This window comes from Lentzea sp. NPDC059081 (genome assembly GCF_042738015.1).
In the GTDB taxonomy this organism is placed as follows: Bacteria; Actinomycetota; Actinomycetes; order Mycobacteriales; family Pseudonocardiaceae; genus Lentzea.
This window is the reverse complement of the sequence record NZ_JBHYGW010000058.1, coordinates 1-14,148: the sequence shown is the minus strand read 5'-3', so window position 1 is coordinate 14,148 and position 14,148 is coordinate 1. Positions and strand designations below refer to the sequence as shown.

The following is a 14,148-nucleotide window of genomic DNA, read 5'->3' as shown; positions in this document are numbered from 1 at the left end:
AAGCGTGTCGAGTTGACACCCCTCCTCACGTGCAGCGAGTGCTTGTAGCGCTAGACGGGGGAGCCACCACCGCGGCCTCGCTTTGCTCGGGACTGCTCGGCTGCGCCATCGCTGGGCTCGCCTTCGGCCTCGCGTGCTCGGCTGCGCCATCGCGTCTGCTACCCGCCGTTTTGCAGGTTCCTGCACGTGGGCGGTGGTAGCGGGTTCAGCGGGCTGCACGACCAGCTGTCGGACGACGTGGTCGTCGTCGTTGCTGCCGGTGGGGCCGTGGGAGGGGGCGCCTCTTTTGTTGCCGCTGGGGGCGTGGTGGTCTTCTTCGGCGCCTGGGTCGTGCTTTCGGGGGTGCTGGTGGAGCTTTGCGTCGTGCTGCTCTGTGTGGTGGAGAGCTGCGGCGCGCTCGGTGGGGTGCTGGTCGTGGATCTCACCCAGGTGGATGCCGGGGGTCTGCTTTGCGGATCTTCCGTGTTCACGCCGTGGAACGCCATGCCCACCAGCACACCCAGCAACGCCGACCCGAGCACGGCGGAACCACCTGCTGCCCACAGTGCGCGCACAGCAGTCCTCCTCAGATGCTCACGGGGTGAAGTCGGGCGATCACGCTCCCGGCAGGCTACTGGGTTGAACCACGGGCCGGGAACGCTCGCCCTGAAGCCTTATCGGCTTCCTTGCGCGTCTGGTTGAGTGATCGCCGTCACTGATCCGTTATCCGAGCTAGTACCAGACTGGCTCCGGAAAGGCCTGCCACCAGCACTGTTCCGGTCAGGTGCCACGTCGGAGCGTCACCCGTGCAGGTGAACACCTCGGTGAAGCGTTCCGTCGAGCAGGTCACGAACGGGACGGAGGAGAGGGCAATCGAGGCCGCTGCCACGCCTCCCAGGAGGGCGGAACCGAACGTGCGCATGAGGGGGAAGGCGGCGTTGGTGGTGCCGATGGCCGCTATCGCGAAGAGGAGCGGTACTGGTCTGGGGAACAGGCCTGTCAGCGCGCAGCCGACCATCAGGACGCCGAGCACGGCCTGGCCGATCCTCGCCTGTGTCGCCACGGCTGGTGACCCTAACAACTCCGTAAGCTCTTTTCGGTCCGGTTTGGGCCAGTATTTTCGGTATGCGACGTCGTCGATTCCTGATTCCCGCCTCAGTTTTCCTGGTCGTCGTGCTGGGGGTCGGTCTGTACCTCTTCCAGCCGTGGCGGCTGCTCACGGTTCGCGAAACGCACGAGGCCCTGCTCGTGCCGCCGGCGGCGACCGGGACGACAACTCAATTGACCACTCAGTCAACTACTTCGGTTGTCCCGGCACCTGTTGCGGAAACGGCGAAGGAGGTCGCGGCGGGACAGTGGCGGTCGCTCGAACACGCCACCACGGGTAAGGCGAGTCTGATCAGGTTGCCGGGTGGCGGGCATTCGGTGCAGTTCGCGTCCTTGAACACCAGCGATGGCCCTGACCTGTACGTTTATCTCTCGCCGCACAGGTCGGGCTCGTCGGAGAAAACGTTTGGCGAAGGTTTCACGAGCCTCGGCAAGTTGAAGGGCAACCGGGGTGACCAGGTGTACGAGATTCCCTCGGGAGTCGACGTTTCGACCATTCGGAGTGTGGTCATCTGGTGCCAGCGGTTCTCGGCGGGCTTTGCGGTAGCTCCGCTGGAACAAGCCTGAAACACGTAGGCACGAAGTGCTCTTCTTGCACTATTGACATTCCTGGTCTAGACCACATAACGTTAAGGGAACGGACACAACATCGTCCCTTGCCGATGGGCGTGCGGAAGCCCTGTCGGCGAGGAGCACGGCTCACTGGGTGGGCCCCCCGACGGCGGTGATGCGGCTCCCACTCTCCCTGGGGCCGCATCACCGCCGTTGGCGTTCTACTGTGGGTCGTGCACACCCGGACCGTGGCGATCCACTACGTGCGAGCCGCACTGCGCGCGTGCCCGGAGCCGTCCGCCGTGCTGCACGGCGCGGGCATCCCCGCCAGCCTGCTGGCCGACGACCGGGCGCGGGTCACGCCCGCCCAGTACACGAAGTTCATCCAGACGCTCTGGGAAGTCCTCGACGACGAGTTCATGGGCTTCGGGCCGCGGCCGTCCAAGCGCGGCACGTTCGCCATGATGTGCCTGCTGGCCGTGCACTGCCCCGACCTGGAGTCGGCGCTGCGGCGCGGGCTCGCGTTCTACGCGCTGTTCGAGCAGCCGCTGAGCCTGTCGCTCGACGGCGGCCGCTTCACGCTCGACATCCCCGGCGACCCCGACCACTTCCTGACCGAGTCGCTGCTCGTGCTCTGGCACCGGTTCTCGTCGTGGCTGATCGGCCGGCGCATCCCGTTGCGCAGCGCCGAGTTCGGCTATCCCGAGCCCGCGCACGCCGCCGAGTACCACCTGATCTTCGGGTGCCCGCTGACGTTCGGGGCGCCCGCCACCTCGATCTCGTTCGACCCGAAGTTCCTGCGCATGCCGGTGGTGCAGGACGAGGCGGCGTTGCGGCGGTTCCTGCGGCACTCGCCGGCGGAGCTGCTGTCGCGCCGGGACCACGGGGCCGACACGGCGGGGCACGTGCGGCGGCTGCTCGGGCGCGGGGCGACGGGGCTGGAGGCCGTGGCGGCGCAGCTGGGGGTGTCGGCGCCGACGTTGCGGCGCAGGCTCGCGGCGGAGGGGACGTCGTTCCGCGAGGTGCGGGAACAGCTGCTGCGCGACCAGGCGGTGGCGTCGCTGGTGCGCGGAGGCGAGTCGGTGGAGGAGCTGGCGCTGCGCCTCGGGTTCTCCGAGGCGAGCGCCTTCCACCGGGCCTTCAAGCGGTGGACCGGCTCATCGCCGGGCTCCTACCGCGCTTAGAACTCGTCCCGCTCCCGCAGCGATGCCGGGGGACGGAACCGCTCGCCGTACGTGTCGGCGAGGTAGTCGGCCCGTTCGACGAACGCCTGCACGCCGAACGAGTTGATGAACTGCAGCGTGCCGCCGCTCCACGGTGCGAAGCCGAACCCGAAGATCGAGCCGATGTTCGCGTCCGCCACCGACGTCAGCACGCCCTCGTCCAGGCACCGCACCGTCTCCAGCGCCTGCACGAACAGCAGCCGGTCGCGGACGTCCTGTTCGGACACACCGGCGTCGGCCTTCGCGTACCGGGTGGTGAGCTCGGGCCAGAGGAACTTCTTCGAGCCGTCGGAGGGGTACTCGTAGAAGCCCGCGCCGGTCGACTTGCCGCTGCGCCCCAGCGACACCATCTCGCGGATGAGGTCGTAGGCCGGGCTCTCCGACACCAGTGACGGGTCGTCGGCGAGCGTCTGGTCGTGGATCTTCAGCTGCAGCGACAGCGTCACCTCGTCCGAGACGGCCAGCGGACCGACCGCCATGCCGGACTTCTTGGCGACGTTCTCGATGAGCGCCGGAGCCACGCCCTCGGCCAGCATCGTGATCGCCTCGATCACGTACGTGCCGAACGTCCGCGAGGTGTAGAAGCCGCGCGAGTCGTTGACGACGATCGGCGTCTTCCCGATCTGCCGCACGTAGTCCAGCGCGCGCTGCAGCGTCTCCTCGGACGTCTTCTCGCCGCGGATGATCTCCACGAGCCGCATCTTCGGCACCGGCGAGAAGAAGTGCAGGCCGATGAACCGCTCCGGCGCCGTCACCGCGGACGCGAGGCCGGTGATCGGCAGCGTCGAGGTGTTGGAGGCGATCACCGCGTCGGGCAGGGCGTTGGCCTCCGCGGCGGGCAGCACCTTGTTCTTCAGCTCGCGGTTCTCGAAGACGGCCTCGATGACCAGGTCGCAGCCCGCGAGGTCGTCGTCGGAGTCGGTCGGGGTGATGCCTTCCAGGCCCTGTGCGCCCTTCTGGGCCGACTCCAGGGTCACGTCCTTCAGGACGACCTCGATGCCGGCCTTCGCTGACACCTCCGCGATTCCGGCGCCCATCATGCCCGCACCGAGCACGCCGAGCTTGGCCACGCGCTTGCCCTGGGACGACGCGCGGCCGTTGACCTCGTTGAGGTTGAACCAGAACGCCATGATCATGTTCTTGGCGACCTGACCGGAGGCCAGCTCGACGAAGTAGCGGCCCTCGATCTTCAGCGCCGTGTCGAAGTCGACGTAGGCGCCCTCGACGGCGGTGGCCATGATCTTCTTAGGCGCCGGGTACGCGCCGTGCGTCTTCTTGCTCAGCACGGCAGGGGCAGCGGCGAGCAGGCCGTAGCTGGTGGGGTCGCCGAACTTCAGGTCCGGCACGCCCGCGCCCTGCACGTCCCACGGCTGCGCCGGCGCCGGGTTCGCCTTGATCCACGCGATCGCCTCGGAGATCAGCTCCTCGCGCGTCTCCACGAGCTGGTCGACGATCCCGGCCTGCAACGCGCGTTCCGGGCGCAGCTGCTTGCCCTCCATGAGCAACGGCAACGCCTTCTGCACGCCCAGCAGCCGCACCATGCGCGTGACGCCACCGCCGCCGGGCAGCAGGCCGAGCGTCGCCTCGGGCAGGCCGACGCGGATGCCGTTGTCGTTCAGGACGATCCGGCGGTGCGAGGCCAGCGCGATCTCGAAGCCGCCGCCGAGCGCGGTGCCGTTGATCGCGGCCACGACCGGCTTGCCGAGCTTCTCCAACCGCCGCAGCTGCGACTTGAGCTCCTCGACGCCGTCCAGCGCCTGCGAGGCGTTCTCCGGCGTGATCGCGATGAGCACGTTCAGGTCGCCACCGGCGAAGAAGGTCTTCTTGGCGGACGTGATGACCACGCCGGTGATGTCGTCGCCCTCGAGCTTCGAGACCGCGTCGCCCATCAGGTCGCGGTACTCGTCGTTCATGACGTTGGCGGAGCCGGACATGTCCATCGTCAGCGTGACGATGCCGTCGGCGTCCTTGTCGTAGTGGAAAGTGCCCGAAGAGTTCGACACAGGTCAGACCCTCTCGATGATCGTCGCGATGCCCATGCCGCCTCCCACGCACAACGTGGCGAGGCCGCGGCGCAGGTCCCGGCGCTCGAGCTCGTCGAGCAGCGTGCCCAGGATCATGCAGCCGGTGGCGCCGAGCGGGTGGCCGAGCGCGATGGCGCCGCCGTTGACGTTGACCTTGTCCTCGGGGACGTCCATGTCCCGCAGGAACTTCAGCACGACGGACGAGAACGCCTCGTTGACCTCGAACAGGTCGATGTCCTCGACCGAGAGCCCCGCCTTGTCGAGCGCCTTGCGAGCGGACGGCGCCGGGCCGGTGAGCATGATCGTCGGCTCGGTGCCCACGACCGCGACGGAGACGATGCGGGCGCGCGGGGTGAGTCCCAGCGCCTTCCCGGCGGAAGCGGAGCCGATCAGCATCGCCGCGGCGCCGTCGACGATCTGCGACGAGTTGCCCGGCGTGTGGACGTGCGTGATGCGCTCGACGGTGGGGTAGCGGTCGATCGCCACCGTGTCGTAGCCGAGGTCGCCGTGGAACTGGAAGCTGGGCTTGAGCCTGCCCAGCGACTCCACGGTGGACTCGGGGCGGATCGTCTCGTCCTCCTTGAGCACCACGGTGCCGTTCTGGTCGACGACCGGCACCACCGAGCGCTCGAACCAGCCGTTCTTCTGCGCCTCGAACGCCCGCGCGTGCGACCGGGCGGCCCACCCGTCGACGTCGGTGCGCGAGTGGCCCTCCAGCGTCGCGATCAGGTCGGCCGACACGCCCTGCGGCACGAACGACAGGTCGAAGTTCGTCGAGGGGTCGATCGCCCACGCGCCGCCGTCGGAGCCCATCGGCACGCGCGACATCGACTCGACGCCACCCGCCACGACCAGGTCCTCGAACCCGGAGGCGACCTTGGCCGCGGCGAGGTTCACCGACTCCAGGCCGGACGCGCAGAACCGGTTGAGCTGCACGCCGGCGGGGCGCTGGTCCCACCCGGCGGCCAGCAGTGCCGTGCGGGCGATGTCGCCGCCCTGCTCGCCGAGCGGTGACACCACGCCGAACACGACGTCGTCCACCGCGGAGGTGTCGAGGGAGTTGCGTTCGGACAGCGCGCGCAGCACACCGGCGGCCAGCTCGACGGGCCGGACGCTGTGCAGCGACCCGCGCTTGCCCTTGCCGCGCGGCGTGCGCACCGCGTCGAAGATCAAGGCTTCGCTCATGGCCTCCACGCTAGGCGCGGCCTCCCGACCTGGCCATGACCGTGGAGGGTGACCGATTAGCTCACCCGGTAGCTCATGTACTCGGGGTCCTCGGCCTGCACGAACCCGAGCCGCTCGTAGAGCCTGCGCGCGACCAGGTTGTCCACCCAGACCCGCAGCGTGACGACCTTCCAGCCCTCGCCGGCCGCCCACTTCAGCACGGCTCCGACCAGTGCTTCCCCCAGCCCGCGGCCGCGGTGCGAGGGCCGGACCCACATCGAGTAGAGGTAGAGGCCCTCAGGCTTGGCGGTGGCCGCGACGAGCGCGACGGGTTCGGAGCCGAGCTCGGGGTCGAGCGCCACGACCTTCAGGCCCTCGGTGGCGCGCTCACGCCACTCGGTCTCGCCGTACTCCTGCTCGACCGCGAGCGTCGACCCGAACTCCTCGGGGTCGCTGGACAGGGCCTCCAGGCGGATGTCGCGCCACAGCCGCCACTCGTCCGGCGCGACCTGATGGATCTCCATACCGGTGAGTCTGGCCGACGGGGTGGCGATTTCGCTCAGTTTTTCGGGGGACGCCGACACGCGCCGGTCATGGCGTGGATCACCGCCCGGTGGTTTCGTGGACCGCATGGCAGAGCGTCGATCGCGGTGGATGGACAGCGACCTGGACCAGTTGCGCCAGCTCGCGCGCACGTTCTTCGAGAAGGAGGTCACGCCGAACGTCGAGCGCTTCGCCGAGCAGAAGCAGGTCGACCGGGAGCTGTGGACCAAGGCGGGCGAGCTCGGGCTGCTGTGCCTGAGCATCCCCGAGGAGTACGGCGGCGGTGGCGGCACGTTCGCGCACGAGGCCGTGCTGCTCGAGGAACAGGCACGGGCCGGCGACAGCGCGTGGGGCAACAGCGTGCACAGCGGCATCGTCGCCCACTACATCAACTCCTACGGCACCGAGGACCAGAAGCGGCGCTGGCTGCCCAAGCTGGCGTCCGGCGAGTACGTCGGCGCGATCGCGATGACCGAGCCGGGCGCGGGCTCCGACCTCCAGGGCATCCGCACGAAGGCGATCCGCGAGGGCGACGAGTACGTCATCAACGGCTCGAAGACCTTCATCACCAACGGCGTGCACGCGGACCTGGTCATCGTCGTCGCGAAGACCGACCCGGCGCAGGGCGCCACCGGCATCTCGCTGGTCGTCGTGGAGAAGGACATCCGGCGCGGCCGCGTGCTCGACAAGGTCGGCATGAAGGGCCAGGACACCGCCGAGCTGTTCTTCGACGACGTGCGGGTGCCGGCCTCGAACCTGCTGGGCGAGCAGGAGGGCCAGGGGTTCGTCCAGCTCATGCAGCAGCTGCCGCAGGAACGCCTGATCATCGGCGTCTGCTCGGTCGCGGGCATTGAGGCGGCCGTCGACCTGACGTTGAGGTACGTCAAGGAGCGGCAGGCGTTCGGCAAGGAGCTGATCAAGTTCCAGAACACCAGGTTCAAGCTCGCCGAGTGCGCCACCGAGGCGGCCGTGACCAGGGCGTTCATCGACGAGTGCGTCGAGAAGCACCTGCGCGGCGAGCTCGACGTGCCGACCGCGGCGATGGCGAAGTGGTGGGCCACCGACCGGCTGACCAGGGTCGTCGACGAGTGCGTGCAGCTGTTCGGCGGCTACGGCTACATGACCGAGTACCCGATCGCGCGTGCCTGGTCCGACGCCCGCGTGCAGCGGATCTACGGCGGCACGAACGAGATCATGAAGGAAATCATCGCGAGGTCCCTGTGACTTCCGGGCCTCTCGCGGGGTTGAAGGTCGTCGAGCTCGCGGGCCTCGCGCCCGCGCCGTTCGCCTGCATGGTGCTCGCCGACCTGGGCGCCGACGTGGTCCAGGTGCACAAGCCGGGGAGCCGCTCGACGGTCCCCGGCGACTTCCTGGGCCGCAACCGGCGCTCGATCGCGGTCGACACCCGCCGGCCGGAGGGCTCGGAGCTGGTGCTGAAGCTGGTCGAACGCTCGGACGTCCTGGTCGAGGGCTTCCGGCCGGGCGTCACCGAACGCTTGGGCATCGGGCCCGCGCAGTGCCTCGCCCGCAACCCACGCCTCATCTATGGACGGATGACCGGCTGGGGTCAGGACGGGCCCCTCGCCGACCGCGCCGGGCACGACATCAACTACATCGCCGTCGCCGGTGCGCTGGAGCCGTTGGGACGGGCAGGCGGGCCGCCGTCGTTCCCCATCAACCTGCTCGGCGACTTCGGCGGTGGAGGGCTGCTGCTGGCTCTCGGCGTGCTCGCGGCGCTGTACGAACGGGAGCGTTCCGGGCGTGGCCAGGTCGTGGACGCGGCCATGGTCGACGGGGCGGCGTTGCTGACGACGTTCCTGCACGGGATGAAGTCCGCGGGCATGTGGTCGGGTGGTCGCGGCGAGAACATGCTCGACGGCGGCGTGCCGTTCTACGACGTCTACGAGGCCGCGGACGGGCGGTTCGTGGCCGTGGGCGCGCTGGAGGAGAAGTTCTACGCCGACCTGGTGCGCGTGCTGGGCCTGGAGGACGCGCCCTCGCGCAACGACCCGGCGAAGTGGCCTGAGCTGCGCGACCGCATCGCAGCGGCGGTGAAGTCGCGGACGCGGGACGAGTGGGCGGAGCTCGCGGGGGACACGGACGCGTGCCTGGCGCCGGTGCTGGCCCCGGACGAGGCGGCACGGCATCCGCACAACACGGCGCGGGACACGTTCGTGGACGTCGCCGGTGCGCTGCACCCGGCTCCGGCGCCCCGGTTTGACCGGACTCCGGCCGCGGTTCCGACGCCTCCGGTGGAGACCGGGGCGAACACCGGGGAAGTGCTTGCCGGCATGGGTGTATCGGACGCCGAAATTATGGAACTGCGTCGGTCCGGAGTAATTGGATGAATGTTCGGGTGCGCATTAAATTGCGCCACGACGGCGTGACGGAGCGTGATGCCGCAGGTTCGGCATCCGGGTGAGGCCCGGTGCACCAGTCTCTGTCCAAGCTGTGGGATGCGAGGGAGTCCGTGTTCACCTCGTGCCTAGGACATCGGCGCTGGACACGGACCTCTTTAGCCGCCATTCGGGTGACATTGGGCGTCGTGCAGGCGTGCGCCACAGGCGGAACCTGACCCCGGATGGGCGTGGTCGTTGTTCATCGCACGGGTGAATGAGGGACCATGTCGGGTGACACGGCGGTCCGCCGCCTCAGCTGTGAGCGACATGGACGGAGAGGTACCTGTGAACCTCAAGAAGGTGCTAGTGCTGGCGGGCGTCGCGCTGGTGCTGTTCCTCCTGATCACCCAGCCCGAGCAGTCCGCTTCGGCGGTCCAGCAGGTCCTCGGCTGGCTGCGGCAGGGCGCGGAGTCGATCATCACCTTCGTCAGGAGCCTCTTCGGCACGGCGACGCCGATCCGCTAGTGACTGACGGTGATCTTCGACCGTTCGCGTTGAGCCGGACGGGTGGAATGCGGCCAATCACGCACTGGTAACGGGTGTTCTGGGGATTCAGGGTCTGGCGATTGTCAGACCTACCGAATACCTTCCGCTGCAATGGCCGATCCCCGACCGACGAGGAGGCATGGATGGTCGAGGACTCCGGGGTCCACGAGCTGTTGAAGCAGTGGGCGGCTGAACGGTCTGATGACGCAGAGATGCAGGAGGTGAACCGGATCAAGAACGCGTGGCTCGCGGAGGCTCCCCCCTCGGCGCCGGGCATTCCCGTGCAGCGGGGTGCCGCACGGAGCGGGTCGCGTGGCTTGGTCAAGGTCGACTCGGCGGATCCGGCCTACGTGGCCGCGATGCGCAAGCGGGCGCCGGAGGCACCCGAGGCGTTGCTCGCCGCCGCAGCGAGCTACTGGCAGCTCGTCGGTGACGTCAGCGAGGCCGAGCAGTGGTGGGACGCGGGCATCAGCCCGTTGGACCAGCGCGCGCTCGACTACCGCGCTGCCGGCCTGACTCCTGCCGACCTCGGGAGGCGCCTGGGACCGATGACGGTTCTCCAGCACCTTCGTCGTGGCTCCGCCGCGGCCTGGTGCGTCGCACGTCTGCAGAGGCAGCGCCGGGACGGCGTGGCGTAGAGGTAAGGGCTGTCGAGGAATCGGCAGCCCCGAGTTCATGTCCCTCACGGGCGGCCTCCTGGTCGGAGGCCTCACCCAAGTAGTGTGGAGGTCGTGCGCGGCCTCCTTACTCCCCAACGCTTGTTGATCGCGTTCGCCTGTCTGGCGGCGCTGGTCGTGTGTTGCGGGCTCGCGTACTGGCAGTGGCAGCGCTTCGAGTCCGCCAGCGGCACGTTCCAGAACCTCGGGTACGTGCTCCAGTGGCCGCTCTTCGGCCTCTTCCCCCTCTTCATGGTGTGGCGCTTCCGCCGCCTGGCGCGCCAGAACCGTGACGGGGCTCTCTCCGCACCGGAGCCGGTTGCACCCGGTCCCCGGCCGGTGACTACCGTTGACGCCGTCACACCCGCGCCTGTCGAGCACTTCGACGACGAAGAAGACGCGGAGCTCGCGGCCTACAACCGCATGCTCGCGGACCTCAACGCGCGGGACGGTCGTTGAGCGAAGGCGGGCAGATGAAGGGTGCGTTGACCCGGTTCCGGGTCATGGCTTACGTGGTCGGTGTCTTCCTGCTGCTCCTGGTCGTGGCGATGGTGCTCAAGTACGCCGCGGACATGGGCGGCGCGATGAAGGTCGTCGGCCCGATCCACGGCTTCCTCTACGCCATCTACCTGGTGATCTCGGTCGACCTGGCGCTCAAGCTGCGCTGGTCGATCAAGGGCACCCTGCTGGTGCTGCTCGCCGGCACCGTCCCGTTCCTGTCGTTCTGGGCGGAGCGCAAAGTGGTCGAGAAGACCGCGCAGGGCGTGCCGTTGTGACGTTTGGCCTGCTAGCGTCTGGGGCTGACAACTGAACACGGCCGTCGATGTCGCGCGGGAGAGTCCCACTGCACCCGATTTCTCGGGCAGGGGGCGCCGAAGGAGCAACTCCTCCCCGGAATCTCTCAGGTACAGGTACCGCACGACGAAGGCAACTCTGGAAAGCAGGCCCATCGGCCTCGCCCACGGTGCAAGCCGCGCTGCGCGCGGTGAAGCTCTCAGGCTCATGACAGAGGGGGAGGCTCGCTCAAGTGAGGAGTCTCCGATGGACCGTGTCATTCTTCTGTTGCCTCAGCCGGCCGTCCGGCTCTTCGGCGCACCCTGGAGGAGCGTTCTGATGTCCCGCCTCACGCCTCTGAACGCCGAGCACGAGCAGCTCGGCGCGATGTTCACCGACTTCGCGGGCTGGCGGATGCCGCTGCGCTACTCGAGCGAGCTCGCGGAACACCACGCGGTGCGCACGACCGCGGGCCTGTTCGACCTCACGCACATGGGTGAGATCGTCCTGACCGGGCCGCAGGCGGGCGAAGCCCTCGACTACGCGCTCGTCGGCCACATCTCCGCGCTGGCCGTCGGCAAGGCGCGCTACACGATGATCACGCAGGCCGACGGCGGCGTGATCGACGACCTGATCGTGTACCGGTTGGGCGACGAGGAGTTCATGGTCGTCGCGAACGCCTCGAACGCCGCCGTGGTCGCCGAGGCGCTGGTCGAGCGCGCCGCCGGGTTCGACGCGGTGGTCGAGGACAGGTCGACCGACTACGCGCTGATCGCGATCCAGGGCCCGAAGTCGGTCGAGATCCTGTCCGGCCTCACCGACACCGACCTCGCGACGGTCAAGTACTACGCCTCGTACCCGTCCTCGGTCGCGGGCGTCCCGGCGCTGCTGGCCCGCACCGGCTACACGGGCGAGGAGGGCTTCGAGCTCTTCGTCGCGCCGTCCGACGCCTCCGCCGTGTGGACCGCGCTGCTCGAGGCCGGTGCCGCGCACGAGCTGAAGCCGTGCGGGCTCGGCTGCCGCGACACGTTGCGCCTCGAAGCCGGGATGCCCTTGTACGGCAACGAGCTGACGACGTCGCTGACGCCGTACCACGCGGGCCTGGGCCGGGTCGTGAAGCTCGACAAGCCGGGCGACTTCGTGGGCCGCGACGCGCTGAGCAAGGTCTCGGAGTCCGATGTGGACTCGGTCCTGGTCGGTCTGAAGACTCCGGAGCGCCGCGCCCCGCGCCACGGCTACGCGGTGCTGAACGGCGACGAGGTCGTCGGCGAGGTCACCTCGGGCGCCCTGTCCCCGACGCTCGGCTACTCCGTCGCCATGGCCTACGTCTCGAAGGCGAGCGCGGAGCCGGGCACCCCTCTGCTGGTGGACGTCCGCGGCAAGAAGCAGCCGGTCGAGGTCGTCGCACTTCCGTTCTACAAGCGCGCCAAGTAGGGAGTTCTTCCAGATGTCCGACCAGTTCAACGCTTCCCTCGCGGAGTACGACCCCGAGGTTGCCGAGGCCGTCGCGGCCGAGCTGGCGCGCCAGCAGGGCACGCTCGAGATGATCGCCTCGGAGAACTTCACGCCCGTCTCGGTCCTGCAGGCGCAGGGCTCGGTGCTGACGAACAAGTACGCCGAGGGCTACCCCGGCCGCCGCTACTACGGCGGCTGCGAGCACGTCGACGTAGTCGAGCGCCTGGCCATCGAGCGCATCAAGGCCCTCTTCGGCGCCGGCTTCGCGAACGTGCAGCCGCACTCGGGCGCGCAGGCCAACGCGGCCGCCATGTTCGCCCTGCTGCAGCCCGGCGACACGATCCTGGGCCTGGACCTGGCGCACGGCGGCCACCTGACGCACGGCATGCGCATCAACTTCTCCGGCAAGCTCTACAACGTCGTGCCGTACCACGTCGCCGACTCGGACGGCCTGGTCGACATGGCCGAGGTCGAGCGCCTGGCCACCGAGCACCGGCCGAAGCTGATCGTGGCCGGCTGGTCCGCGTACCCGCGCCAGCTGGACTTCGCCGAGTTCCGCCGGATCGCCGACTCGGTCGACGCCTACCTGATGGTCGACATGGCGCACTTCGCCGGTCTCGTGGCCGCCGGACTGCACCCGTCGCCCGTGCCGCACGCGCACGTCACGACCACCACCACGCACAAGACCCTGGGCGGTCCTCGTGGCGGCGTGATCCTGTCCAACGAGGCGGACATCGCCAAGAAGATCAACTCGGCGGTGTTCCCCGGGCAGCAGGGTGGGCCGTTGGAGCACGTGATCGCGGCCAAGGCGGTGGCGTTCAAGCACGCTGCCTCGCCGGAGTTCGCTGACCGGCAGCGTCGGACGTTGGAAGGTGCGCGGATCCTGGCTTCGCGGTTGTCCGCGGCTGATGTCGCTGCTGCTGGGGTGAAGGTGCTGACCGGGGGCACGGATGTGCACCTGGTTCTCGTCGACCTGGTCTCGTCCGAGTTGGACGGGAAGCAGGCTGAGGACGTTCTGCACCAGATCGGGATCACGGTCAACCGGAACGCTGTTCCGAATGACCCGCGTCCGCCCATGGTGACGTCTGGGCTGCGGATCGGGACGCCGGCGTTGGCCACTCGTGGGTTTGGTGAGGTGGACTTCGTCGAGGTCGCTGATGTGATCGCTGAGGCTTTGAAGCCCGGGGCTGATGTGGCTGAGTTGCGGGGGCGGGTCGAGGTTTTGGCGGCCAAGCACCCGTTGTACTCGACGCTGTGAGGTCGGGGGCTGTGAGGCTGTGAGGTCTGGGGCTTTGGAGCCCTTGACTCGCTGATCTTGTCGGACCCCCTGAGTACAGTCGGGTTGATCAGGGGGTCCTACTTTTGGGGGGACGCCTGCGTTAGCTTGCGCTTTGGGGCGCGGGTGTTGCGTGGGTCGTCCCCCTGTTTCGTTGGCGGCTGCCTGGTTGGTGTCCGTACGTGGGTCGCTTTGCGTTGGTTCTGTTCCTGGTGCGTGCGTGGTGTTGGGGGCGCTGCCCCCAAGCCCCCGACACTCCCAAAGGAGCCCCTCCAGCGCCGCACGCAGGCTGATGGCACGCCTGTTGCTTTGGGCGGCTTGCGGTTGGGTGGGTGGTTGCGGTGCGGTGGTGGCTCCCCCGTCTAGCGCTACCGAGCGAGCCACACGTGAGGAGGGGTGTCAAGCGGGCGAAAAGCGTGCCCGCTTCATCCCCCCCCCCCCCCGCCACGAGTCGTTTTCATCCCTGACCAGGGAGGCCACCCCCACCACCCCCTTCTCCTCCGACCGCCT

The 14,148-nt window shown here is 68.7% G+C and carries 13 protein-coding genes, 1 pseudogene and 2 riboswitches; of the genes and pseudogenes, 10 read left to right on the top strand and 4 right to left on the bottom strand.

Annotation, left to right across the window (positions count from 1 at the left end; all coding sequences use genetic code 11):
* Positions 1-691 precede the first annotated feature (691 nt).
* Positions 692-1,042, bottom strand: coding sequence for a hypothetical protein (locus tag ACFWV3_RS45570; protein ID WP_382420623.1), 351 nt, complete (start codon positions 1,040-1,042; stop codon positions 692-694).
* Between the two features lie 62 nt (positions 1,043-1,104).
* Here ACFWV3_RS45570 and ACFWV3_RS45565 point away from each other — a divergent pair, with 62 nt between their 5' ends.
* Both ACFWV3_RS45565 and ACFWV3_RS45560 read left to right on the top strand, forming a co-directional pair.
* Positions 1,105-1,653, top strand: coding sequence for a DM13 domain-containing protein (locus ACFWV3_RS45565; protein ID WP_382420621.1), 549 nt, complete (start codon positions 1,105-1,107; stop codon positions 1,651-1,653).
* Between the two features lie 218 nt (positions 1,654-1,871).
* Entirely contained in the window at positions 1,872-2,822 is a 951-nt protein-coding gene (locus ACFWV3_RS45560) for an AraC family transcriptional regulator (protein WP_382420619.1), read from the top strand.
* Here ACFWV3_RS45560 and ACFWV3_RS45555 read toward each other — a convergent pair.
* The 3 genes and pseudogenes from ACFWV3_RS45555 to ACFWV3_RS45545 form a co-directional block, all read right to left on the bottom strand.
* Positions 2,819-4,871 (bottom strand): annotated as a pseudogene (locus ACFWV3_RS45555) (3-hydroxyacyl-CoA dehydrogenase NAD-binding domain-containing protein). The gene ACFWV3_RS45560 and the pseudogene ACFWV3_RS45555 sit on opposite strands and share 4 nt — an antisense overlap.
* Positions 4,868-6,070, bottom strand: a complete 1,203-nt coding sequence (locus tag ACFWV3_RS45550; protein ID WP_382420618.1) for an acetyl-CoA C-acetyltransferase — start codon at positions 6,068-6,070, stop codon at positions 4,868-4,870. The pseudogene ACFWV3_RS45555 and the gene ACFWV3_RS45550 overlap by 4 nt, the downstream one beginning before the upstream one ends.
* Before the next feature lie 56 nt (positions 6,071-6,126).
* Entirely contained in the window at positions 6,127-6,573 is a 447-nt protein-coding gene (locus tag ACFWV3_RS45545; RefSeq protein WP_382420616.1) for a GNAT family N-acetyltransferase, read from the bottom strand.
* Between the two features lie 106 nt (positions 6,574-6,679).
* On the opposite strand from ACFWV3_RS45545, the gene ACFWV3_RS45540 reads away from it, so the two are divergent.
* The 8 genes from ACFWV3_RS45540 (at position 6,680) to glyA (ending at position 13,620) form a co-directional block, all read left to right on the top strand.
* Positions 6,680-7,816: an acyl-CoA dehydrogenase family protein gene (locus ACFWV3_RS45540; RefSeq protein ID WP_382420614.1), complete on the top strand. Its 1,137-nt coding sequence runs from the start codon at positions 6,680-6,682 to the stop codon at positions 7,814-7,816.
* Positions 7,813-8,940 (top strand): CaiB/BaiF CoA transferase family protein, encoded by a 1,128-nt coding sequence (locus tag ACFWV3_RS45535; RefSeq protein ID WP_382420612.1) that lies wholly within the window; start codon positions 7,813-7,815, stop codon positions 8,938-8,940. The genes ACFWV3_RS45540 and ACFWV3_RS45535 overlap by 4 nt, the downstream gene beginning before the upstream one ends.
* 336 nt (positions 8,941-9,276) lie before the next feature.
* Positions 9,277-9,456, top strand: coding sequence for a hypothetical protein (locus ACFWV3_RS45530; protein ID WP_382420610.1), 180 nt, complete (start codon positions 9,277-9,279; stop codon positions 9,454-9,456).
* A gap of 164 nt (positions 9,457-9,620) precedes the next feature.
* Complete coding sequence (locus tag ACFWV3_RS45525) at positions 9,621-10,115, top strand: helix-turn-helix transcriptional regulator (RefSeq protein WP_330851894.1); 495 nt, start codon at positions 9,621-9,623, stop codon at positions 10,113-10,115.
* Between the two features lie 120 nt (positions 10,116-10,235).
* Positions 10,236-10,592: a hypothetical protein gene (locus ACFWV3_RS45520; protein ID WP_382420607.1), complete on the top strand. Its 357-nt coding sequence runs from the start codon at positions 10,236-10,238 to the stop codon at positions 10,590-10,592.
* A 14-nt stretch (positions 10,593-10,606) separates the two neighbouring features.
* Complete coding sequence (locus ACFWV3_RS45515; RefSeq protein WP_093597120.1) at positions 10,607-10,909, top strand: DUF3817 domain-containing protein; 303 nt, start codon at positions 10,607-10,609, stop codon at positions 10,907-10,909.
* A gap of 45 nt (positions 10,910-10,954) precedes the next feature.
* Positions 10,955-11,060, top strand: a riboswitch (glycine riboswitch).
* Positions 11,061-11,152, top strand: a riboswitch (glycine riboswitch).
* A gap of 94 nt (positions 11,153-11,246) precedes the next feature.
* Positions 11,247-12,341 (top strand): glycine cleavage system aminomethyltransferase GcvT, encoded by a 1,095-nt coding sequence (gene gcvT / locus ACFWV3_RS45510; protein WP_382420605.1) that lies wholly within the window; start codon positions 11,247-11,249, stop codon positions 12,339-12,341.
* Between the two features lie 13 nt (positions 12,342-12,354).
* Positions 12,355-13,620: a serine hydroxymethyltransferase gene (gene glyA, locus ACFWV3_RS45505; RefSeq protein ID WP_382420603.1), complete on the top strand. Its 1,266-nt coding sequence runs from the start codon at positions 12,355-12,357 to the stop codon at positions 13,618-13,620.
* Positions 13,621-14,148 lie beyond the last annotated feature (528 nt).